Source organism: Arthrobacter sp. B0427-1-12 (genome assembly GCF_059092905.1).
Genome location: NZ_JBNHIC010000019.1, coordinates 40,317 through 62,639, shown reverse-complemented (window position 1 = coordinate 62,639; position 22,323 = coordinate 40,317). Strand labels below are relative to the sequence as shown.

The following is a 22,323-nucleotide window of genomic DNA, read 5'->3' as shown; positions in this document are numbered from 1 at the left end:
AGAGAAAAGAGACACCGCCATGCCCAAACCGATTCTTCTCGTCCACGGCGCCTACACCGGCGCATGGATCTGGTCCCACGTCGTCACAGACCTCGCGCGCCGCGGATTGCAGGTCAACACCCTCGACCTGCCGAGCCGGCGAGCCGGCGCATCCCTCGCCGACGATGAGCAGGCAGTTCGCAAGGCACTGGCCGAGCTTGACGGCCCAGCCGTCCTCGTCGGCCACTCATATGCCGGCATGGTTATCACAGGCGCGTCAGCGGAAAATGATGACGTTGCCTCGCTGATCTACGTCTGCGCCGCGCTCCCCCGTGCCGGCCAGTCCGTCGCAGACATCAGCGGCAGCGATCCCGAACCTGGCGGCACCTTGGAAGTCGACATGCTCGACGACGGAACCGGATCGATGAACCCGCAGAGCGCACGCAAACTCGTGTACAACGACCTGTCCGACGAACAGTTCGCATGGGTCGAGCGGCAGCTTGGCCGCCAGGCGCTGGCACCGCTGACCGAGTTACCTAGCGGACTTGGTTGGCAACAGCATCCCTCCGTCTACGTGGTATGCACTCAGGACCGGTCCTTCTCCCCCCGACTGCAGCGAAGCTTTGCAGAAAACACCACGTCCTCCGTCGAGCTCGACAGTGCCCATGCACCCATGGTAAGCAAACCCAACGAGCTCGCCGAGGTCATCGCGCGCGCCGCGATAACCTGATCCCCCGGAACGCCCCGAGGGCCGGACACTCAGATGCATGGGTCACCGCGACGACGGCCAGTCAGGGTCTCATAAGCCGGTGCCGCTACGCAACAGCCATCCCCGAGAGATTATGCGTGCGGCCGAATAGCCGGGGCTGCCTAAATCGGATCCCGCTCAGAACTCATTTCTGTCCCATTTGGGCGTCCTTCAACGGACACTTCCTCGGCGGTTCTAACGCAACCTTCGAGCCGCTGTCCGAGATAAAAACTGTTCTGCCAGGCAGGGCCTTGCTCCATGAAGCCGGATATCGCCCGTTGGATGTTCGGGCACAGGTCGCTAGGTCTTGGAAGGGAGACCTTACGAGGCCATGGATCGGCGTTATAACGTGATGGCGTGATCGTCCCCAATGCTTCCCAGAACGCCGTAGCGGTCGCGGATCACTACGATGAGCTCGATCCGATTTATCGTCGGGTGTGGGGTGATCATGTCCATCACGGGCTGTGGGCGACGGGTCGCGAGACGCCCGCCGAGGCCGTCGAGGCGCTAAGCGACACGGTCGGCGATCGGCTGCGCCTTATGCCCGGCGAGGCGTGCATCGACATCGGCTGCGGCTATGGCTCTACCGCAAGGCAGCTCGCGGTGACACGCAGGGTCCGCGTTACCGGCTTCACGCTCTCCGCTAAGCAGGCCCACTACGCCGCCGCGCATCCCGCACCCGACGTGAACATCCATGTCCGTGACTGGCTCGATAACGGGCTGACTGATGACTCGGCCAATGCCGCATGGGCGATCGAGTCGAGCGAGCACATGGTCGACAAGCCCCGGTTCTTCGCCGAGGCGCATCGCGTGCTGTCGCCCGGCGGCCGCTTCGTCGTCTGCGCGTGGCTCGCCGAGACTGAGGCTAGCCGTTGGAAAGTTCGCCACCTGCTCGAGCCGATCTGCCGCGAGGGGCGCCTGCCCTCCATGGGCACGCGCGCGGACTATGAAGAGATGGCAATGGCGGCGGGCTTTACGATCGCTGGCTATGAGGATGTCAGCCGCCGCGTCGCGCGCACATGGACCATCTGCGCCCGTCGACTTGTGAAGGCCTTGCTCGTCGATCGCAAGACACGCCGCTTCGCCCTTGGCGCACGCAATCGCATCTTCGTTCTGAGCATTCCTCGCCTGATCCTGGCCTACCGCACCGGTGCGATGAGCTATGGGATATTCACGCTGTCTAAGGCGAGGGAGAACGGGGCGCCACGCGAACCCGGCAACTCAACGCCGCAGGAGCCCGCCTGACCGCCAGCACCACCACGGTCATTTCTGGGAAAACAGAACGAGGCAAGGGCACCGAGCGGAGGCCATCAGGGGGTTACCCGCCCCACAACAATGAAATCTCAGACTGTGTAGCCGGAGAGTGTCAGAAATTGGAGAGGCACTCTGCTCTGACCGATTTTCCCCCGCTCACGCGGTCCAGCCTGGGACACGTCAACTGCCCGGCAGTCCGCCGGCCAGTCGTCGAAGCCGACACCTTGATTCCCGGCCTGTACGGGACGCACTGTTATTTTCATGACACGGCACAACGAAGGGGACCTGCATCAGAGGTCGGCTGAAGCGCTGCGGGAGGTCCTGAGCGCCTACCGGGTCGTTGACCTCAGCCGCGAGCTGATTCAGGGAATCCCGACCATCCCCGCCCACCCGAAGTTTTTCCTGCTGCCGTTCCCCTCGATGACGGATCCGGCTGAATTTAACCAGCTCGTCATGGGCGACCATTCCGGCACGCACGTCGACGTACCGGCGCATTTTGTGCCAGATCCCAGCGACAAACGGCGTGTCCACACTCACGAGATCCCGTTGACCGGATTGATGGGCCGGGCGGTCAAACTCAGCTTCGGCCCTTATGATCCCGTCAGCTACAACATCGGCCGCGACGAGCTCAGCGAGTGGGAAGCCCAGAACGTTGCCATCGAACGTGATGACATCGTCCTGTTGGACACGAAATGGGAGCACCGTTGGTCGCTCGTTCCCGAGGGGTTCGACTACCTCCGCGGCTGGCCGGGACTCACCGGCGAAGCAGCGCGATACCTGCGTGACAAGGGCGTGAAAGCGGTCGGCATTGACTGCATCAGCATCGACCCGGGAGACAAGTCCGGACCCGACCTGCGTGCACACTACGAGCTGCTCCCCGCAGGAGTGCTCGTTATGGAAAACCTGTGCAATCTCGCCGAGGTCCCCCAGATCAGCTACTTCATGGCGCTCCCGCTCCGACTTCACGGCGGCACCGGCTCTCCCATCCGCGCGATCAGCCTGATCCCAAACACGGCGGATGATCGATAACCCGCGACATATCCTTCTCTGAGGTCTAGCTGCCGAAACTTGGCGACCTTTGAGTTCAGGCGGGATCGCTGGCTGTTTCTGCCGCCGGTGCGGGAGACGTTTTGTCCGTCCGTACGGCGGTCCGCCTGCGCGCTGCGCATGGCCGGCACGCTTCTGACCCGAAAGCGTCTCACAATCGATTCAATTCAGGAATCTGACAAGACACAACTGGTCCTCTCCCCGTGGGGAGGAACGGACCGTCTTGCCACCATGTCTTGCAAGTGATTCCTAGTGAGCTGCTTTCAACTGCTGTTCCGAGACATGTGTAAGGGTTTTGAGGCGTCCCGTTAGCCGGTCCTCCACCGCGACGTCTTCCGACCGCTCCTTGCGTCGTAAAGAAGGTGTGAACCGCAGTGCTATCGGACACATCGCCGACGTCCGCGACCGCACCCAACTCCAAACAGCGGTTAAGGTCGCCCTCGGCCAGTGGGGGTGGCTCGACGCCGCCGTCGCAGCGGCCGCCGTCATCGCCGGCGGGCGGCCCCTGTGGGAAACGCGAGAGGCCGACCTGCAGTTGCTGTGGGACGTGGACGTCCGCGGTGTCTGGAACACCGCCGCCGTCACCATTCCGGCCTTCCTCGCCGGTTCGTCGCCGTCGCCTCAGCCGCCGGCCACCAGGGACTGTTCCGACTCGCTGCCTACAATGCCGCCAAACACGCCGTCGTCGGACTCGTCAAAGGACTCGCAGCCGACCTCGTCGGCACCGGCGTCACCGCCTGCGCGGTATCACCCGGGTCGACCCGGACACCGATGCTGGCCGCCACCAGCGAAATTTACGACCTGCCCGGCATCGAGGACTTTGCCGACCGCCAACTGCTCAAACGCCTCCTCCACCCGGACGACGTCGCAGCCACTATCACCTTCTGCTGCAGCCCCGAAGCAGCTGCCGTCAACGGCTCCGTCGTGCACGCGGACGGAGGATTCCCGGCATGAGCGTCTCCAACCTCTCCGACCGCCAGGAATTGCCCAACGGTTTCGAGATCGCCCTCCGCGACGATCTCGTTGTTACCGACGAGGGACGGCTGCTCGTCGGCGGCTCGCCTATTCGGACTGTCCGGCTCAGTGCGAAAGCACAATGTCTGCTCGCCGACGGCCGACTGGTCGTGGACGGGCCCACTACCGCCTCGCTCGCCCGCCGCCTCCTGGACGGCAACCTCGCCGAACCCGTGCTCGACCACACAAAGGTTTCCCCGGCGGACCTGACGGTCATCGTCCCGGTACGGGACCGGGCCGAACAGCTGGACCGCTGCCTGACCGCCCTCGCACCGCTGCAAGTCATCGTCGTCGACGACGCCTCGCACGATCGGGCGGCCGTCGCGCGGGTCGCCCAACGGCACGGCGCCCGTCTGATCCCACTCTTCCGGAACCTGGGTCCGGCCGGAGCCCGTAACGCCGGCCTCGCCCGGGTTGACACGCCCCTCGTCGCCTTTGTCGATTCCGACGTCGAAGCCGATACCAGCGCCCTGCTCAACCTGGCCCGCCACTGCTCCGACCCGCGGCTCGCCCTCGTCGGGCCCCGCGTCGCCGGCATAGCCCGCACGGACCGGCCCCGTTGGTTCGAACGGTACGACGCCGCAGCGTCCTCCCTCGACCTTGGCAGGACCGGCGGTCAGGTCCACACCGGCGCCGAAATCGGCTGGCTACCCTCGGCCTGCCTGGTCGGCCGCACCCAACTGCTCGGCAGCGGCTTCCAGGACACATGGCGGGTAGCCGAAGACGTCGACCTCGTCTGGCGGCTCGTCGAGACCGGACACGCAGTGCGGTACGACCCTACGGTTGAAGTGCACCACGACATCCGCACGAGCATGCGGACCTGGCTTGGTCGGAAAGTCCTCTACGGAACAGGAGGAGCCCTGCTGGCTTCCCGGCACGGCGACAAGGTCGCCCCGGCAGTCCTGTCGCTTCCCATGGCCCTCGGCGCCGCGGCGGTCCTGCAGCGCCGATGGTGGTCCCTGCCCGCTGCCGCAGCAGTGATCGCTACCACGACCTGGTCCCTCCGCAGACGATTGCCCGCCGGCACCGGGACAACCGCCGTTGCCGTCCGGCTAGCAGCCCGCGGCTTGGGCTGGGCCGTGCGCCAGGAAACCGGCCTGCTGCTTCGGCACTGGTGGCCAGCCGCCGCACTAGCGGCTTCCTTCAGCCCTTCCATCCGCCGGGCGATAGCCACAGCCGCCGCAATAGATCTGGTGTTGTTCCTCCACGAGCGGCCGGGCGTGGGCCCACTCACCGCGCTGATCGGCCGCCGCCTCGACGATCTCGCCTACGGAGCAGGGCTCTGGTGGGGCGCCCTACGGCGTCTTGACAGTCGGTGTCTCGCTGTCCGATGGATCGGGCGCAATAGGAATTAATGCGCTAAGCGCGCTGCTACAGACACGTGTTCGAATAGGCAGTGATTGTGAACCCAGCGGTCGAATGGCCGGTGTACCGACCGACTTCCACTTCGCGCACCTATCAGCCCGCGCCATCGGCGGAGCCGGGCTTGTCATGGCTGAGTCGACCGCGGTTTCTGCAGAAGGCAGAATCTCGCTCTACGACGCCGGGCTGTGGAACAACGAACAGGCGGAAGCCTTTTCACGCATCACCGCCTTCATCAGCGCCCAGGGCTCGACTCCAGCCGTACAGCTTGGGCACGCCGGCCGCAAGGCCTCGACCGCCGCACAATGGGACGAAGCCTTCTACATTGGGGCACACGATGGAGGCTGGCAAACTGTCGGCCCGTCACCGGTGCCGTACTTCAACCATCCGGCACCGCGGGAGATGACGCGGCAAGAGATCCACCAAGCCGTTCACGATTTCGCAAGAGCGGCCGAAAGAGCACATAACGCAGGATTCAAGGTAGTCGAGTTACACGGCGCCCACGGGTACCTCATCCACCAGTTCCTTTCACCGGCGAGCAATACCAGAACATATGACTACGGCGGCTCTTTCGATAACCGTTGCCATTTCGCTCTCGAAGCAGCCGAAGCCGTACGCACAGTCTGGCCCGATGACCTGCCGTTGCTCTTCCGGTTATCCGCCACAGATTGGCTCTCCGAAAACAAGGACGACGTACGTACGGGCTGGACACTGGAGGAGTCCATCGAGTTGGCTGCGGCCCTCCGAGATCGAGGAGGGGACTTGATCGATGTTTCCAGCGGCGGACTCGTACACAACGCCAGGATCCCAACAGAACTCAACTACTAGGTCCCTTTTGCTCGCGCCGTCCGGGCAGGATCCAACGTCGCAGTAACAGCAGTCGGCCTCATCACCGAACCATCGCAGGCCGAGGAAGTCGTTCGGAACGGTGACGCTGATGCTGCGTTCCTGGGCCGCGAGTTGCTCCGCAACCCCAACTGGCCACAGCATGCAGCACAAGCACTAACAGCAGAGCCCAACTGGCCTGTCCAATACGACTGGGCCTTATAGACCTACTGAAAAGAAAAGAACGCCCGCACAGCACGGCGCTGTATGGGGAGCTAACGATAAAGGAGAGAATAATGTGACGTTTCGAGGGACAGGTCGTTTTCATTACCGGCGTGGCGAGAGGACAGGGCCGATCCCACGCGGAAGCCTTCGCACGTGAGGGCGCAAATATCGTGGAGATCGATATCGCCCGCAAAATTGATACCGCTGTCTATCCCGGAGCCACACTGGATGACTTGCAGGAGACGGAGCGCCTAATCAAGGCAGCGGGAGGCCAGGCACTCCTCCCCCAAGGCGACGTGCGCGATCAGGCCGCCATCGACACCCTTGCCGCCCACGCAATGGAACAGTTCGGGCGCATCGACATCGTTCTACCCCAAGCCGGCATCACCACCCTGGCCACGTTCTGGGAACTTCTGAACGAGGTTTGGGAAGAGATGATAGACATCAACCTGACAGGCGCGTACCGCACCCTTCACGCCACGATCCCGCGCATCATCGCCGGCGGGCGCGGCGGATCCATCGTCATGACCGGCTTAATCGCCGCACTGATGGGAATGCCCGGCTTAGCCCACTACTCCGCAACGAAGTTCGGGGTGACAGCCTTGGTTAAGTCTTTGACCAATGAGCTCTCACCACACAAGATCAGGGTGAACAGCGTAAATCCCACATGTCGGCACGCCCATGATTCTGAACGAAAATACATGACAACATTTCCGTCCAGCTCTCGAAGGCAAGGCCACCGCCGTCGTAACTGTCCTTCCCGGCTTCTCGGGTGGCCGTGGCGCCGGCCTGCACGGGCTCGCCTACCTCGCTGGCCCAGGCCAATCGAGCCGGTCGGCCTCGGCCCCAAGGCGTTGGACGGGCGCCGCGCGATTAAGGTCCTCAGGTCCGCCCGGGTGAAGACCAACCCCGAGAGCCAGCAAACGGTCCAAATGCTTCCACGGACAACTGCTCGGCACCGCTGTACTCCATGAAACTGCCCACGCCCAACAGGACGGTGGCAGTTCCATGTCTACGTGAGCGTGCAACGGGTGGAAGCATATGAACACACATGGACGTGTTGCTTTCACCGCGCTCTTAGACGTCTCACTAACGTTCCTTACCGAAACTTCTGCCCTCTCCCAATAACCCCCAATGTCCTCGTTCACGGCACTGCCCCTGCCCACCATCCACCGGCTGCTGCGCACGCTGGTTTCCTGGGCCACGTCCGGCAGCTCGCCAACCGGCGGTACTCCTGGTGCCGCGGCTGATCCGGTTGGGTGAAGGGGCAAATAAATAGCTCGGCTCTCACTCGCCCGTACCTGAAGACACTGGTGGACACCTTGGGGGAATCTGCCAACGTCGCGGTACTGGACTCCGACATGGTCGGTCTACATCAGCCAAGTCCCCTCGCCACATTCCATGCGCATGTTCACCGAGGTCGGTCGCCGCGTGCATACACCCGACACCGGCGTGGGCAAGGCAATCCTCGCCCAACTGGAGTACGACAGTGTTCGCGGCATTGTGACGCGCGCCGGCATGCCCACGCCCACAGAACGGAGTGTCGCAACATCTCCGACCTCATGCTGGAGTTGAAGCGCATCCGGGAACGCGGATACTCCATTGACGAGCAGGAACAGGAATTCGGCGTGCGCTGCTTCGCGATGGTGGTTCCTGATGCCCCGATTCCCATGGCGATCTCCGTTTCGGGGCCGGTTTCCCGTGTGGATTAGAGCTTTGCCCAGCGCGCCGTTCCGCTTCTGAGACTGCCGCGAAGCAAGTCTCCGCCCATTTGAATACAGCAGCCGCTAACTAGCGATCGAGGTTAGGCCTGGCGGAACCCGGATGGTGAAGCCTGGTCCGCTAACCTACGGACGAAGACCAGCCCGTACCCGAGAACCCCGTCACCGCTCCGACCACGCGCAAGCCAAGGCCTCATGGTGCACCGTGGCCACGGCACGGGGTACAGCTACCGCACCTGATGTGCGACTCAGACCTGTAACACAGGAATATCGCAACAGGACAGCTTGAGGAAATCATTATTATCGACTCCTCACCACGGGACGTTTGATGACAGTGAACCGCACCAAGAACGAACACGCTCCCCCGCTGTGGAAAAACCGGAGCAACAGCGTATCGAACCTCTTATCGAAACGGATGCAAACAGATGGCCGGCCTGGCATGAGTACGGACATTCACCAAGGGACTACAACGACTGCGGGTTTTATTTTCCAGAACGGTTTAGGAACCGACGTGAATCTTGCTCCTGGAAATAGGATTCCCGCCAGCGGGCAATCTGGCTGCCCTGCGCAGAAGGTCCACCTGCGAGGGCCTGCCGCCGTGGCGCATGGCCGCGCCGTCCCCGGGTCAATGCTGAATGGAGGATTCCGAGATTCTCTCGCCGTGACGGATGAAATCGGCCACCTTCTCGCCGATCATGATTGCCGTTGCGGCGGTGCCGCGGGTTGGGGCGTCGGGGAGGATCGAGGTGTCGGCGACGCGGAGGTTCCGGATGCCGTGCACACGGCCGTACTGATCGACGACGGCCATGGGGTCTTGGGGCGGACCCATGCTGGCGGTGCCGGACATGTGGATGGCGGTCCCGAGGTGGTCGAAGGCCCAGCGGTCGAGGCTGGCGTCATCGTTGAGGATGTCGGTACTGAGGTCCGCGAGACGTTCGAATATGGGGCTGAAGGCCTGTGTTTCCAGTAGGCGGACGGCGGTACGGAGTGCCTCGCGCATCCGTGTCTTGTCGGCGTCATGGGCCAGATACCCGTAGGAAATCTCCGGGTGGTCCCCGTGGTCCGGCGTCCTGATGGTGATCTGACCGCGCGAGCTGGGCTGCTGTAACGCCACGATGAAGCAGACGTTGTTGTCGCCGGAATCGTTCGGCCCGGTTCCTGCGTGCATGGCGCGGCTGAACGGGCGCAGCATGGGCAGGATTTCAAGGTCGCCGGGGGTGGCGGCACCGGCCGATGTCAAGTTCAGGACCCCTTCGAAGAGCCGGTCAGTTTCGGGCGGGTCGAGCCGTCGCTTCGGTTCAAAGATCAGGCAGATGTCGGGGTGGTCGCTGAAGTTCTTGCCGACCCCGGGCGCATCGTGCAGGACCGGTATTCCGGCTTCCGCCAGCTCGGCGGCGGGACCTATTCCGGAAAGCAGGAGCAGATGCGCGGACTTGACGGCACCGGCGCAAAGGACGATTTCCTGACCGTGAATGGTCTCGGTCCGGCCGTCCACCACGGCTTCGACGGCGACGGCGGTATCCCCGTCAAACAGGATTCTGGAGACTTCGGTTCCGCACACGATCTTGAGGTTGGGCCGGTTCCGGATCGGGTTGATATAGGCGATGCCGGTGTTGATGCGAAGCCCGTCCACACAGTTCACCGGCAGCGGCCCGTAGCCTTCCGCGACTGTCATATCGTTCTTGTCGGGATCCTCCTGGAAACCCAGCTCCTTGGCCGCTGCATAGAAGGCGAGAGTGAATTCGGACGGACTCTCGATCTCCCGGTAGACCGGCACGGGTCCGCCGGACCCATGGCCTGCCGAGCCTCCATAGAGGAGGTCGTCCTCCAGCCGGATGTAGTAAGGCAGGACATTCTCGTAGGACCACGCGCTGTTACCGGCCGCTTCCCAGCGGTCGCAGTCGCTCCTGCGGGCCCGCACAAGGTAGGAGCCGTTGATGGCCGTGGACCCGCCCAGGATACGGCCCCGGGCCACGGTGTAATCGATTCCCGGTGAGAGCTGTGCGAGGAAGCCCCAGTTGTGGGGGTGGCCCGGCATGGCTCCGGTCAGACGTGAGGCGTCACGGATATCCGCCGGGAACTGCCCGGTAGTCATCGCATCCGGTCCCGCCTCGATGAGCAGAACATTACGGTCCGGGTCTTCGCTCAGCCGTGCGGCCAGGGCACAGCCGGCAGCCCCTGCCCCTACAACGATCGTGGCATTCTTCACTGATTCTTCCGCTTTCGTGCATCGGAGGTGGTGGGGTTGCGTACCAGGCGGAGGCTGACTTTGGGAAGCACCGCCCTGAAGTGACGGTGCCGGAAGCTCCCTGTCCAAACGCCCAACCCGTAGGCGGCTCCTCAGTCCGGAACATCCCTGTCCAGCGCAGGGGGTCGATCACCAGGCGGATCCGCGCCCCTTCCCGCAGCGGCCCAGCCGCAAGCAGCACGGCCGCGGCCCGGCGGATCCGTGGCAAGCAGGGCCCCGAAAGGTTCCGGCCGCACTGCGACGCTTGGATGGATCACCCACGGGGCGTCCATATCGAACGATGCCCCGTCTAACAGGTCCGTCGGTTGTGCTGTTTGCAGGATTCACGTGCTTGTCCTGGCGTTCAACAGTGGCGCCTGACTAGTAGACGCCGCACATGCCGTCGATCGAAACCTCCTCCACCAGAAGCTCCTCGGCGTTCGCCGAAGAGTTCTTCTGCGCTTCGGCTTCCACGACGGAGTCCCCTGCGACTGGGGCGTGCTGTGCTGAATTTGCCATGATGGCTCCTTAGCTCGAGGTCGGCGGCTGGACCGCTGGCCCGCTAATGGTGACCCGGCTCATACTAATGGCACTCTAGGCCAAAAAGGAACACCCTTCCCAAGGTGTTAAGTTGTATCTCTATGACCACGCGCTCGACCGGGCCGCGGGTGCGGTCCAGTCGGTTCCGGTCGGTGGGCCCGGGCCGGCGGTGCGAATCGCCGAGCAGCTGGAGCAGGACGGAGTGCTGGTGGGCTGCTTCCGCCCGCCCAGCGTGCCGGACGGCATGTCACGGCTGCGGCTGACGGCCCGGGCTGACCTGGCGGCGGAACAGACGGTGCGCGCCGCCGGGCTCGTGGCCGATGCCGTCCGGGCGGAACAGCCGGTACGTGCTGAACACGAAATCCCGGCAGAACAAACGACCCAGGCAGAACAGGCGGTACGGGCATGAATTTTCACGTAGTCAAGGATCCGGACCAGGTCCGCGAGGTCCTGCGCCGGACGGACGACTTTGTGCCCACGAACGCCCTGACCGCCGTCGTGCCGCTGGGCCCGGCGGCGCTGCGGATCCTCAGCCGCGCGCGCTTCGCCCTGCCGCCGGTGCTGGCCTCCGCTACCGGAGAGTCCCACCGCAGCGTGCGGAAGCTGGTAGCCGGCTTCTTCACCCCCGCCAAAGTCGCCGCGCTGGGACCGCGGATCCGCGAACTGGCGCGCCGGCGGGCGGACGCGGCCGCCGCCGGACTGGCGCACGCACCAGTAGACCTGGCCGATCTGGTGGCCAAGCACATCCCGCCGGTCATCATGCAGGAACTGATCGGCCTCAACTGCCCGGACCTGGACAAGCTGAAACGGTGGAGCCGCGACTCCCTGGAGCTGTTCTGGGGCTGGCCGGACGAACAGCGCCAGGCCGAACTGGCCGCCGCCGCCGCCGAGTTCTACGGCTGGCTGCGCGCCGCAGTTGAGGCCAGCCGGGATACGGATTCGCTGTTCGGGGTGCTGCACCGGGCGGGGGTGGATGCCGCCCGGATCTGCTCGCTCGGATACTTCCTGGTGATCGCCGGGCAGGAAACCACCGCCCAGCTGATCGCCACCACGCTGTACCGCTCGCTGGAGGAGCCGGAGCTGTGGCGGCGGCTGGCGGCCGGCGACGCGAAAGCCGGACCGATGGTACAGAAGGTGCTGGCAACGGAATCCTCCGTGTTCACCTGGCGTCGCGCGGCCGCCCGGGACACCCGGCTGGACGGACAGGAACTGCCGGCCGGCGCGGAGATCCTGCTCGAACTCAGCGGCCACCATCCGGCCGGCGCCGGCCCCACTGCGTATTCGCTGGCCTTCGGCCACGGCCTGCACCGCTGCCTGGGTGCCCGGCTGGCGGAACTGGAGACAGCCCTGGTGCTGGCGGAGACCGCCCGCGCGCTGCCGGAAATCGCCCTGACCGGTCCGGAGCCGGGCTGGCTCCGGCTGCTGTCCTTCCAGACGCCGCTGACGGTGACCGTCACCGGCACCAGCACCCGCCAGGGAACCGGAACGGGAACCGCCGCCGGGCTCCGGCCGGCCATGGCGGGGCGGTCCTGATGCCCGCTTCCCCGGCCGCACTGGCATCCGGGCTTCCCCGGATCATGGTGGTCACCGGTACGGACACCGGGGTGGGCAAGACCATGACGACGGCGGCGCTGGCCGCCGCCCTCAGCTCGCCGGCGTGGGGCAGCCGGACGGTGGCCGCCTACAAGCCGGTCCAGACCGGCCTCGAGAACGGCGAGCCCGGCGACTCGGACGAAGTGCGGCGCCTAGCCGGGGTGGCGGCGGTTTCCGACGGCGCCCGGCTGCGGGCGCCGATGGCCCCTGCGGCGGCCGCCGAACTGGAGGACACCCGGCTGCCGGACCTGGACGTACATCTGGAACGGGTCGGGGAACTGGCCGCTGCGAACGACCACGTCCTCATCGAGGGCGCCGGCGGTTTGCTGGTCGAACTGGACTCCGCCGGGCACACGCTGGCGGACCTAGCGGCGGACCTCAGCGGCGGGACCGCCACCCGGTCCGACCCGCCATCGGCCCTGTCCGTAGGCGTCATCGTTGTCGCCCGCAGCGGCCTGGGAACCCTCAATCACTGCCTGCTCACACTGGAGGCGCTGGACCGGCGCGGGCTGGCGGTGAGCGGCGTAGTGATCGGAGCCTGGCCGCAGCAGCCTGACGGGATCGAGACCAGCAATGTCCAATACCTGCACGGCCTGTCCACGCCGCTGGCCGGTGCGATCCCGGCCGGTGCCGCCGCCCTGGAGCCCCGCCGGTTCCGGTCCCTGGCCCCGCAATGGCTCAACGGACTGGTCTCCGTCCCTTGACCCGCCCCACCCTGTGACTCCCACAGGGAAGCATGGGTATTTGGATTGTGCAGCCGTTCTGCTCTCGCAGATGATCCGCTGCCACGAGGTCCGACGGGCTTTCTGTTGGACGCTGGTGATAGACTGGCCCAAGTTTCACCACTTTCACCAGTTTCACCTACTTTCACCCGAGAGGAGCCGTGTTGCAGAACCCCTTCAAACCCACCGCAGGAGCTACCCCGCCGGATTTGGTCGGTCGGGCCGGGCTTCTGGACGAATTCGAGTACGGCCTGCAGCAGGGCTCGGGCGCCCCCGGACTGCTCACCATCATCACCGGCGCCAGGGGCATCGGCAAGACCGTCATGCTCAGCACTGCAGAAGCGATCGCGAGAAACCACGGCTGGGCGGTGATCTCCCGAACGGCCAATCCGGGTTTTTTGGCCAGGGTCGGAGATGACATGCTCCGGCTTTCCGACGAGCTGGGCGGCGGGCCGCCGACGCGCAAGATCACGGCCTTCTCCGCGGCAGGATTCGGGCTCACGACCCAACTGCCCCCGGAGCGCATTCCGGACTGGCGGCGCACCGGGGAGGAACTGCTGCAGGTCCTGGACAGCAGGGGCACCGGGCTGGTCATCACGATCGACGAAATCCACGCCGTCGACCGGAGCGAAATCTCCCAGCTGGCCGCGGACGTGCAGCACTTCATCCGTGACGGGCTTCCCATCGGCCTGATCTTCGCCGGCCTGCCTTCGGCCGTCTCCGACCTCCTCAACGAGGGCGTGGCGACCTTTCTGCGCCGGGCCGACAGGATCAATCTTCATGAGGCAGCAATCGGTGAAGTCACCGCCTCCTACCGGGACCTTTTCAGCGAAGGCGGCATCGACGTCGCCCCGGAGCTGCTCAGCGAGGCGGCAGCAGCCACCGAAGGCTACCCCTTCCTCATCCAGCTGGTCGGCTACTACCTGTGGATGGCGGCCGACAAGGCCAACCGGGCCCTGGACCAGGAGAGTGTCCGGACCGCCATCGCCGCAGCGCTGCGACGGAACACCCTGGTTGTCGTGGAGTCCGCGCTCTCGGACATCTCCGACAAGGACCGCCAGTTCCTGCACGCCATGGCCGAGCAGGACGGCCCGTCAACAGCGGCCCAGATAGGACACCTCATCAAGTCCAAACCCAACGTGGTCTCCAAGTACCGCAATAGACTCATCGCGGCCGGACTGATCGAATCAGCCGGCTACGGCAAGGTCGACTTCGCCATTCCCGGCCTACGCGACTACCTTCGGCAATAACATCCGCAGAACAACGACCCCTACCCCTCCGCGGTGCATCGGGCACAGAGCCGGTCCTTCGTCGAGACAGCTAACGCTTTGTTGCCCGGTACCAGTGCGGGCGGATTTCCATCTCGCATGCCGTCAGCGGCTGGGTCCGCTTTTCACCCGTTCCGCTGCCACACCGGTCCCACCACGGGTCTTTCGTGCCTTGGCTGCCCCTCTGCCTCGCGTCAGCGCCGTGCCGGGGTGCGTGCCCTCGCTGCGTGCAGCGGCAAGGCGTCCCTGGACCTGGTTCTCGCTGGCGGTCCCGGCCAGTGAGGCAGCGAAGGCTTCGCGGTGTTCGGCGGAGCCGTACTCTGCAGCGGCGCTGCTTTCGGTCTTCTCGCCCTGATCGTTGAGCCGTCTGTTGTCGTCGCCGGTGACGCAGTTTTCCAGCTCCCGTCCCATGGCTTCAATGCGTGCGAACAGTTCCGCCTCAAGGCGTTCGTATCGCTGCTCCAGCGGCTGCTCCTGGGAGCCTGTGAAGCCGCCCTCGGCCAGGAGCCTGGCTTCGTGCCATTCCCTGGCCGCCTCCACGAACGTGGCGTCTTTGAAGTGCTCTTCGCCGGCACCGTTGAAGCTGGCCGTCGTTTCTTCGCGCAGCATCTCGACGGTGGGACCGTTGATGCCGTCCTTGCCGATCAGGTACAGGCGTTCCTTCACCGTGGCGTCGGCCGCTTCGATGGCCTCGGGCGTTTTGGCGTCGTGGGCGGTCTGCAGGGCCTGGGCCAGGGCGGGGTTGTTCAGGTACTCGACGGGTACCTGGTGCCTTTCCATCTCGGGTGCAAGCTTGTCGGCCCTGGCCCGGAGTTCTTCGGCCTGTGCCGCGGCGATCAGTGCCATACCCTTTTGGTGCTCGGCGGCAGCGGCGCGTCGGGCCTGCGCGGCGCTGATCGTTTCGATGCCCGATTCCAAGTATGCCGCGTCCGTCCCCACGTCGTGGGTATCGATGCCCCAGCGGGCCTTCACCTCGGTGCGGATCCGCTCGGCCGCGGCCAGTGCGGTGGGGTCGTGGTCCTTCCAGCCCTCGGCCAGGGCATGCATCTGGGCGATGTCTGCCGGCTGCGCCTGCTCCCACCACTTCTCCTTCTGCACCGGGGCGAGGGCGCCCTGCACAGCCGCCCGGTCGGCTGCTTCCCGTACCTGTGCCTCATGTGCGGTCCGGGTGTCCTGTTGCTCGCGCCGGCGCAGCGATTCCTGCCGCATCCGGGCCAGGGTTTCGGCCAGCCGTGAGGCGGTCATCAGGGACTGCCGCAGACCGCCTTCCACTACATCGTCAATGCCGTCTGATTCGCTCATGATCGGCACTTACCTCTCGTAGTGGTTCCTCGTGCGGTCCTAGCGGCCCCGGTCTTAGCGCTCCGGCACCGCTCCGGTGCCAAGGCTGGTGTCCGGGCCGTGGTGCCGGCCGGTCCTGGCCTTTTCGGGTGTGGCCGGGACAACGGGTGTGGATGGGACAACGGAGCCGGGACGGACCGGGGCTATGCCCCGGCGTCCGATGTCGGCGGCTGTGGGCCCGACGCTTACACCGGCGCCGGCACCGGCTGACGGGCTTTCAACTGATGGACTGTGCCCGGCGCCGACCGGGACGGGTTTGGGCATGGTCGCGGTGAAGGGTGCGAGCTGCTGTGTGACCACGGCACGAAGGCGCTGGGCCTCCCGTGCGCGGCCGGCTTGGGAGTGCATCTCGTACACCGCCGCAGGTCCGCCAAAACGTCCGCCGTGCCTAGGACCAGGCCGTCGCCGATGCCTCCATCGACATCCTCAACGACGGCCACTACCCGGACATTTCCCTCTACCTCAGCCGCGACATCAGCGGCCCGGACTACATGATCTACTACCAGGCCCTCACCGCCGCCGAATCCCTCGACGTGCTGATGGCGGCCACCCCACCAACGACGCCATCCAGCGCTGCCTGCAGGCACCGGACGTTGACGATCTCATCCTCAAAGCCCAGCAACGCCATGAGTCCAAGGTCCTCGGACTGGACCCCTCCCAAAGCAAACTGAACACCGGCAGGACCGAACAGGAAAGCATCCCATTTGAAGCCCGGCAGGCCGCCGCTCTGGCCGCCCAAGGCTTCCCCACCGCCGTCTTCGCCAACCCGCCCCAGCATGGAGCCCACACCAGCCATCCGGCACCGGCAGCACCCAGCCGGGCGGAGCTCCAACGATAGACAACAGCACCCCACATGAAGGCGGCGAAGGCACCGGAACAGCTTCGGCCGCCCCCGCTCCCGGTGTTCCGGTGGCAGCGCCGGCCCGGGTTGGGAAGCTGGCCGCTTGCAGCCGCTGCAGTTCGGCCAGCTCCGGATCCACCGTCTCTGCCGCGCTGTGCTGTGCCTGCTGCGGGGCCTGCATTTCGGCCAGTTCGGCATTGATCCGGGCCGCGTTCTGCCGGGCGGTCTCCAGCGCGTCCTGGTGCTTGAAACCGGTCTCCAGTGTTCGGGTCGCCTGTCCGATCCGCAACAGGGCCTCGGCCCGGCGCTGGTCAACTTCAGCGGCGAGTTTGGGCAGGGACGCCACCCGGTTTTCCAGCTGCCGGATCAGGCCCACGTCCGCGTTCAGCAGTTTCTCGCGGGTGGTCTGCGTGACCGCGCGCGGCACTCCGGCCAGTTCGATCTGCAGCACGGATTTATCGAAGGCCCGACCCGAGAGCTGAACAACTTTCAGATCGTGTCCGGCCAGCCGGCCCAGACTGCGGCTGGCGTAGGGGTCCGGCAACCCGATCGCGGCCCGTTGCGACCGTCGCCGAGAGCCACGGCCCCGCACGCATGAGCCGCAGGGATCAGCGCGGTCAGCGCCTGACGGGCCCCAAGCGCACCAGCGCGAATCCTCGCCCGGAACGGGTGGTGGCTGATAGGCCGTCTTTGTGCACTTTCACAGGCTACAGTCCGCGGTCCACCCCAGTGGGAAGCGACTGAAGAACCAACAGTTTTTCAAGGCCCCGACAACGGGGTGAACCGGAATCAGCCGCCAACGAACCGGTGGCATGATTCCCGGGGCGGTACGCTGGAGCCGGCATTGGGAGTGTGGTCCTAGCGTGTTGCTGCGACGGCGTCCAGTTCGATGACGTGTTTGGAACGGGCGAACCGGGAGAGGATGACACGGCCCGGGTTATTTGGTGACCTTGCCCATCCGGGCGGCGATGGGGGTAGTGAACAGCGGTTTGGTGAGGAACCAGGCCGCCGCGATGGCCACCAGAGACAGCAGGAAGACGGCCAGCCCCCACCAGTCCACGACGTCCCGGGAGGTGTACATGTGGTTCAGGTTCCGTAAGGCCCCGGTGAAGAACACCAGGAACACGTGCACGATCGTGAACCCCACGAAGTAGAGCATCACCGGGAAGTGCACCGCCCTGGCCCACTCCACCGGGTAGATCCGGTTGAGCCATTCGGCCTTCTCCGGCCACCAGGTGGAGAATCGCAGCCCGGATAAGACCGCCAGCGGGGCGGCGATGAACACAGTGGCGAAGTACGCTGCCACCTGCAGTGCGTTGTAGTGCACCCATCCGTCCTCGGTGGGCCAGTCCAGGGAGGCGTACTGGATCGCCCCGGAGAGCATGTTCGGGACGATGTCCCAGTCCGTGGGCACGATCCGCATCCAGTGCCCGGTGGCGAACAGCAGCACGACGAAGGCGACCCCGTTGGCCACCCAGAGCACGTCCAGCACTTGGTGCAGCCACTGCGACAGGGAGACCTTTTTCGGGGCGTTGCCCTTCGGGGAGAAGAACGAGCCCTTCTTGGCGGTCCAGTACCCGGGGGGCTTGCGTTCGGTCCGGACCTGCAGGCCGGTGCGGATGATCAGCACAATGAAGAACATGTTCAGGAAGTGTTGCCAGCCCAGCCAGGCCGGGATCCCCGCCGGGGCGGCCTCGGGCTGGGAGGCGTGCCCGTCATAGGTCGCGATGAACTGCTGGACCGGTTCCAGGGTCCGGGCCCACCGGGCGGCCAGCACCACCACGAGGGCGAGTAGGACGAACCCCGCGACGCTCGCCACCGGCCGCACCCAAGCAGGACGACCCCCACCGTCCCGGCCATCACCGGTGGCCAGTGTGTTCGCGGTTCCCGTGGCCTTTACCGGGGCGGCGGCCCTCGAAATCGCGGTCGGGGCCGGAGCACTGCTCGGGGTGGGAGCCGTTGGGGTTGCCATCCGAGGGGCCCTAGGCGCATCAGCGGGTGCAGTGACCGGTCTGGCCCCTGCACCTTGGCGCGTTCGGCCACCTGCGGCAGGCGAGGATTCCTCTGCCCCAGTCTGGTTAGGGGCGGACGACGGGGCACCCATCCGCTGACGGGCCGGAGCCTTGCCAACCTCCGTCGCAGCACCAGAGGCCGGGGCCGCGGAACCGGCTTCGGCCGTCGAGGCACCTGCGCCTATCCGAGTCCTGGTCGGCGGGAACTGCGAGGCGATTGGAGATTCCTGCGCCCCCTCCACCTGCACTGCGGAGTCCGGGAGCTGAGCACCTGCTTCGGTTCCAAGCCCTGCCTGCTGCTGCGGCTGGGGACGGTAACTGGCCATGCGGGCGCGGCGCGGAGCGCTCTTCTCGGTAGTGTTTTTCTCGCTGCTCATCTCGTGGCCTTTCACTTCTAGTACGGCCAGTCAGGCCAAGGCGGTGATGCGGTGCATCCACGCCGGTCGGTCGCTCAGTTCTGGCGGGCAGAGAGCTCGTCGATCAGCTTGGGGACGACGGTGAACACATCCCCGACGATGCCGAAGTCGGCCACGTCGAAGATCGGGGCGTCCTCGTCCTTGTTGATCGCCACGATGGTCTTGGCGGTCTGCATCCCGGCCCGGTGCTGGATGGCCCCGGAAATCCCCAGCGCCACGTACAGCTGCGGGGTGACAGAGACCCCGGTCTGGCCGACCTGGTAGGACTGCGGCACGTACCCGGCATCGACCGCGGCGCGGGAGGCCCCCACGGCCGCCCCGAGGGCGTCGGCCAGTTGCTCCACGAGTACGAAGTTCTCCTTCGAGCCCATCCCGCGCCCACCCGAGACCACGGCCTTGGCCCCGCGCAGCGCCGGCCGGCCGGTCTCGGTCGCCGCGTCGGTGACCGCCTCGATCCGCGCGCCCGGGGCGGCGGCGGTGGACACCGGCGCGGTAGTGACCTGGGGGGAGGCAACGGCCTCGGCGCGGGCCTCGATCGCCCCGAGGCGGACGGTGATGATCATCAGCCCGCCCTCCACGGTGGACTCGGTGGTGAAGTCCCCGCCGAACACCGCGTGGGTGACGATGACCTCCTGGCCCTCGGCGTCCCAGCGCACCCCGACCGCGTCGGCAGCGACCGAGCCGCCGGCGACGATCGCCAGGCGCCCGGCCACCGCCCGCGAGTCGTTGGTCGCCGGCACCAGCACCACGGAGGCCGAATAGGCCTGCATGGCGTCGGCCAGGGCACCGACCTGCGCGCTGCCCAGCTCGGTGCCGGCGGTCTCGGCCTCGGCCAGGTACACCTGGGCCGCGCCCAGCTCCCCGAGCCGGACCGCCAGGGATTCACCCCGGCCCGGGGCGGCCACCGCCACGGCCACCGGGGTGCCCAGGGCCGCGGCCGCGCCCAACAGCGAGGCCGCGGTGGACTTCGGGTCCCCGGCCCCGGTGGTCTCGATCAACACAAGGACGTTTCCAGCAGTCATGGATGCTCTTCCTTCAAGTCTTCAGCACGTGGGCAATCAGCAGGGGCCTCACTGCGTGGCAGGCGGTCCCGTGGGAAACCGGTCAGACGAGCCGGTTGGCAGCCAGGAACTCGGCCAGCTGGGCGGCGGCGGTGCCGTCGTCGGTGATCTTCGGCCCGGCCTCCTTGGCCGGGCGGGCGGTCGCGGAGACCATCACCGAGCGCACGGACGCCGCCTCCGGTCCGGCGGCGATCCCCAGCTCGGCTAGCGACCACGTCTGGAGCGGCTTCTTCTTGGCCTGCATGATGCCCTTGAAGTTCGGGAACCGGGCCTCGGCGGACTTCTCCGTCACCGACACCACCGCCGGCAACTGCGAGGACAACGACAGCGTGCCCCCGTCCACCTGGGCGACACCGGACACGGACCCGGCGGCGATGGCCACTGTGTCCAGCCCCGGCAGCACCGGCCACCCCAGCAGTTCGGCGACCATGGCCGGGACCATCCCGCCGCGCCCGTCCGTGGCCTCGTTGCCGGCCACCACCAGGTCCACCGCCCCGATCCTGCCGATCGCGGCGGCCAGCACCCTCGCGGTCTGGACCATGTCCGAGCCAGCCAGGGCCTCGTCGGTGACCAGCACCGCCGAGTCAGCGCCCATCGACAGCAGCTTGCGCAGCGTTTTGGTCGCATCCTCCGGACCCATGGTCACCACCACGATCTCGGTGTCCAGGTTCTGGTCCTTATACGCCAACGCGTTCTCCAGGGCCCGCTCGTTGATCTCATCCGGCACCGGCTCCGACACCGCCCGGTCCAACAAACCGGTCCCCAAATCGATCTTGCGGTCCGACCAGGTGTCCGGAACCTGCTTGGCCAAAACAACAATCTTCACGACATTTTCTCCTGGGATCTTAGAGTTCGAATAGTCCGGCCGCGCCCATGCCGCCTCCGACGCACATGGTGACTACGACGTATCGCGCTCCGCGACGGCGCCCTTCCAGCAGGGCATGGCCGATCATTCTGGCGCCTGACATTCCGTAAGGATGGCCAATCGAAATGGCTCCGCCGTTGACGTTGAACCGGTCGGGATCGATTCCCAAGGACTCGCGGCAGTAGACGGCCTGGGAGGCGAAGGCCTCGTTGAGCTCCCACAGGTCGATGTTCTCGATCGACAGACCGTGCTGTTTCAGCAGTTTTGGGACAGCGAATATCGGGCCGATACCCATCTCTTCCGGGCCGCATCCGGCCACCGCCATGCCCCGATAGGTGCCAAGGACCTCTAGGCCTCGACGTTCAGCGTGCGTCTTCTCCATCAGCACACACGCCGCGGCGCCATCGGAGAGTTGGGAGGCGTTACCGGCCGTGACGGTTGCCCGGTTACTTACCTGGCCATCTGCCAGAATCGTGCGCAAGGCCGACAGGGAGGGCAGGTCGGTCTGCGGCCTATTGCCCTCGTCTTGGTCGAGGCATACCTCTTGGACACTGGTCTCCCCCGAGGTTTTGTCAGTGAGCACTTTGGTCGTGATTAGGGGAGCGATTTCATCCTGGAAGAGGCCGGCCCGCTGGGCCTGGGCGGTACGCTGCTGAGACTGCAGCGCGTAAGCGTCCTGGGCCTCTCGCGTAATCCCGTAGCGCTCCGCGACAATCTCGGCAGTCTCGAGCATTGGCATATAAGTCTGGGGCAGGTGTTCGACCAGCCAGGGGTCTTGAGTTCGATAACGGTTGGCATGGTCGTTCTGGACCAGAGAAATCGATTCCACGCCACCTCCGATGGTCACGGTCATCCCGTCGGCGATGATTTGCTTGGCGGCAGTGGCCACTGCCATCAGGCCGGAGGCGCACTGACGGTCGATGCTCATGCCCGGGACCGTGACGGGCAGAGAGGCGCGCAAGGCCGCCTGCCGTGCGATGTTGAGGCCGGAGGCGCCTTCCTGCAGAGCGCAACCCAACACGATGTCCTCAGCTTCCCCGGCATCGATGCCGGCACGCTGGATCGCTGCGCTGATAGCGTGGGCGGCCAGTTGCTGAGGGGTGGTGTCATTAAGGGCCCCGCGATAGGCCTTCCCGATGGCCGTCCTAGCCGTGGAGACGATGACAGCTTCTCTGATCATGGGTCACTTCCTAACTAGGGATGTTAGACCCCGACTGTAACCGAGGATTCATATGCAATCAACACTACTGTTGACACGTCGA

Annotated in this window: 18 protein-coding genes and 4 pseudogenes; 13 read left to right on the top strand and 9 right to left on the bottom strand. The window is 65.7% G+C overall.

Translation table 11 applies throughout. From position 1 onward, the window contains the following. Positions 1 to 19 precede the first annotated feature (19 nt). The 8 genes and pseudogenes from AC5RWU_RS12885 to AC5RWU_RS12850 all read left to right on the top strand — a co-directional run. Positions 20 to 709: an alpha/beta fold hydrolase gene (locus AC5RWU_RS12885; RefSeq protein ID WP_494031234.1), complete on the top strand. Its 690-nt coding sequence runs from the start codon at positions 20 to 22 to the stop codon at positions 707 to 709. A gap of 375 nt (positions 710 to 1,084) precedes the next feature. Then, the gene (locus AC5RWU_RS12880) at positions 1,085 to 1,972 is read left to right on the top strand and encodes a class I SAM-dependent methyltransferase (protein ID WP_494031233.1); all 888 of its coding nucleotides are present in this window, start codon (positions 1,085 to 1,087) and stop codon (positions 1,970 to 1,972) included. 270 nt (positions 1,973 to 2,242) lie between these two features. Continuing rightward, entirely contained in the window at positions 2,243 to 3,010 is a 768-nt protein-coding gene (locus AC5RWU_RS12875) for a cyclase family protein (protein WP_494031232.1), read from the top strand. Between the two features lie 382 nt (positions 3,011 to 3,392). Then, a pseudogene (locus tag AC5RWU_RS12870) lies at positions 3,393 to 3,982 on the top strand (mycofactocin-coupled SDR family oxidoreductase). Beyond that, positions 3,979 to 5,397 (top strand): mycofactocin biosynthesis glycosyltransferase MftF, encoded by a 1,419-nt coding sequence (mftF, locus tag AC5RWU_RS12865; RefSeq protein ID WP_494031231.1) that lies wholly within the window; start codon positions 3,979 to 3,981, stop codon positions 5,395 to 5,397. The pseudogene AC5RWU_RS12870 and the gene mftF overlap by 4 nt, the downstream one beginning before the upstream one ends. Beyond that, positions 5,348 to 6,454 (top strand): annotated as a pseudogene (locus AC5RWU_RS12860) (NADH:flavin oxidoreductase/NADH oxidase). Before mftF ends, AC5RWU_RS12860 begins: the two are co-directional and overlap by 50 nt. Positions 6,455 to 6,555: 101 nt before the next feature. Next, complete coding sequence (locus AC5RWU_RS12855; RefSeq protein ID WP_494031257.1) at positions 6,556 to 7,428, top strand: SDR family NAD(P)-dependent oxidoreductase; 873 nt, start codon at positions 6,556 to 6,558, stop codon at positions 7,426 to 7,428. A 160-nt stretch (positions 7,429 to 7,588) separates the two neighbouring features. Further along, positions 7,589 to 8,249: pseudogene (locus AC5RWU_RS12850) on the top strand (IclR family transcriptional regulator); the annotation flags it as partial. Positions 8,250 to 8,800: 551 nt separating this feature from the next. On the opposite strand, the gene mftG reads toward AC5RWU_RS12850, so the two are convergent. Next, positions 8,801 to 10,384, bottom strand: a complete 1,584-nt coding sequence (mftG, locus tag AC5RWU_RS12845) for a mycofactocin dehydrogenase MftG (protein WP_494031230.1) — start codon at positions 10,382 to 10,384, stop codon at positions 8,801 to 8,803. A gap of 399 nt (positions 10,385 to 10,783) precedes the next feature. Beyond that, positions 10,784 to 10,921, bottom strand: a complete 138-nt coding sequence (mftA, locus tag AC5RWU_RS12840; RefSeq protein ID WP_494031229.1) for a mycofactocin precursor MftA — start codon at positions 10,919 to 10,921, stop codon at positions 10,784 to 10,786. A gap of 112 nt (positions 10,922 to 11,033) precedes the next feature. Between mftA and AC5RWU_RS12835 the strand changes: the two genes are divergently transcribed. The 4 genes from AC5RWU_RS12835 (at position 11,034) to AC5RWU_RS12820 (ending at position 14,507) form a co-directional block, all read left to right on the top strand. After that, on the top strand, positions 11,034 to 11,351 hold the full coding sequence (locus AC5RWU_RS12835) for a hypothetical protein (RefSeq protein WP_494031228.1): 318 nt from the start codon (positions 11,034 to 11,036) through the stop codon (positions 11,349 to 11,351). Beyond that, positions 11,348 to 12,475, top strand: a complete 1,128-nt coding sequence (locus tag AC5RWU_RS12830; protein ID WP_494031227.1) for a cytochrome P450 — start codon at positions 11,348 to 11,350, stop codon at positions 12,473 to 12,475. Before AC5RWU_RS12835 ends, AC5RWU_RS12830 begins: the two co-directional genes overlap by 4 nt. Further along, positions 12,475 to 13,239, top strand: a complete 765-nt coding sequence (gene bioD / locus AC5RWU_RS12825; RefSeq protein ID WP_494031226.1) for a dethiobiotin synthase — start codon at positions 12,475 to 12,477, stop codon at positions 13,237 to 13,239. Before AC5RWU_RS12830 ends, bioD begins: the two co-directional genes overlap by 1 nt. Before the next feature lie 179 nt (positions 13,240 to 13,418). Further along, on the top strand, positions 13,419 to 14,507 hold the full coding sequence (locus AC5RWU_RS12820; protein WP_494031225.1) for a DUF8462 domain-containing protein: 1,089 nt from the start codon (positions 13,419 to 13,421) through the stop codon (positions 14,505 to 14,507). A gap of 123 nt (positions 14,508 to 14,630) precedes the next feature. Here the strand turns inward: AC5RWU_RS12820 and AC5RWU_RS12815 are convergent, their stop codons facing one another. The 3 genes and pseudogenes from AC5RWU_RS12815 to AC5RWU_RS12805 all read right to left on the bottom strand — a co-directional run bounded on the left by AC5RWU_RS12815 (position 14,631) and on the right by AC5RWU_RS12805 (position 16,653). Continuing rightward, the gene (locus tag AC5RWU_RS12815; RefSeq protein WP_494002588.1) at positions 14,631 to 15,827 is read right to left on the bottom strand and encodes a hypothetical protein; all 1,197 of its coding nucleotides are present in this window, start codon (positions 15,825 to 15,827) and stop codon (positions 14,631 to 14,633) included. A 54-nt stretch (positions 15,828 to 15,881) separates the two neighbouring features. Further along, positions 15,882 to 16,226: pseudogene (locus AC5RWU_RS12810) on the bottom strand (hypothetical protein); the annotation flags it as partial. A 139-nt stretch (positions 16,227 to 16,365) separates the two neighbouring features. Next, complete coding sequence (locus tag AC5RWU_RS12805; protein WP_494002647.1) at positions 16,366 to 16,653, bottom strand: hypothetical protein; 288 nt, start codon at positions 16,651 to 16,653, stop codon at positions 16,366 to 16,368. A 157-nt stretch (positions 16,654 to 16,810) separates the two neighbouring features. On the opposite strand from AC5RWU_RS12805, the gene AC5RWU_RS12800 reads away from it, so the two are divergent. Then, positions 16,811 to 17,305 (top strand): hypothetical protein, encoded by a 495-nt coding sequence (locus AC5RWU_RS12800; protein WP_494031223.1) that lies wholly within the window; start codon positions 16,811 to 16,813, stop codon positions 17,303 to 17,305. Positions 17,306 to 17,644: 339 nt separating this feature from the next. Here the strand turns inward: AC5RWU_RS12800 and AC5RWU_RS12795 are convergent, their stop codons facing one another. From AC5RWU_RS12795 to AC5RWU_RS12780, 4 genes are all read right to left on the bottom strand, one after another. After that, complete coding sequence (locus AC5RWU_RS12795; protein ID WP_494037014.1) at positions 17,645 to 18,526, bottom strand: cytochrome b/b6 domain-containing protein; 882 nt, start codon at positions 18,524 to 18,526, stop codon at positions 17,645 to 17,647. A gap of 644 nt (positions 18,527 to 19,170) precedes the next feature. Next, positions 19,171 to 20,157: an electron transfer flavoprotein subunit alpha/FixB family protein gene (locus tag AC5RWU_RS12790; RefSeq protein ID WP_494031221.1), complete on the bottom strand. Its 987-nt coding sequence runs from the start codon at positions 20,155 to 20,157 to the stop codon at positions 19,171 to 19,173. An 82-nt stretch (positions 20,158 to 20,239) separates the two neighbouring features. Further along, on the bottom strand, positions 20,240 to 21,022 hold the full coding sequence (locus tag AC5RWU_RS12785; RefSeq protein WP_494031220.1) for an electron transfer flavoprotein subunit beta/FixA family protein: 783 nt from the start codon (positions 21,020 to 21,022) through the stop codon (positions 20,240 to 20,242). Positions 21,023 to 21,041: 19 nt separating this feature from the next. Further along, positions 21,042 to 22,241 (bottom strand): acetyl-CoA C-acyltransferase, encoded by a 1,200-nt coding sequence (locus AC5RWU_RS12780; RefSeq protein ID WP_494031219.1) that lies wholly within the window; start codon positions 22,239 to 22,241, stop codon positions 21,042 to 21,044. Positions 22,242 to 22,323 lie beyond the last annotated feature (82 nt).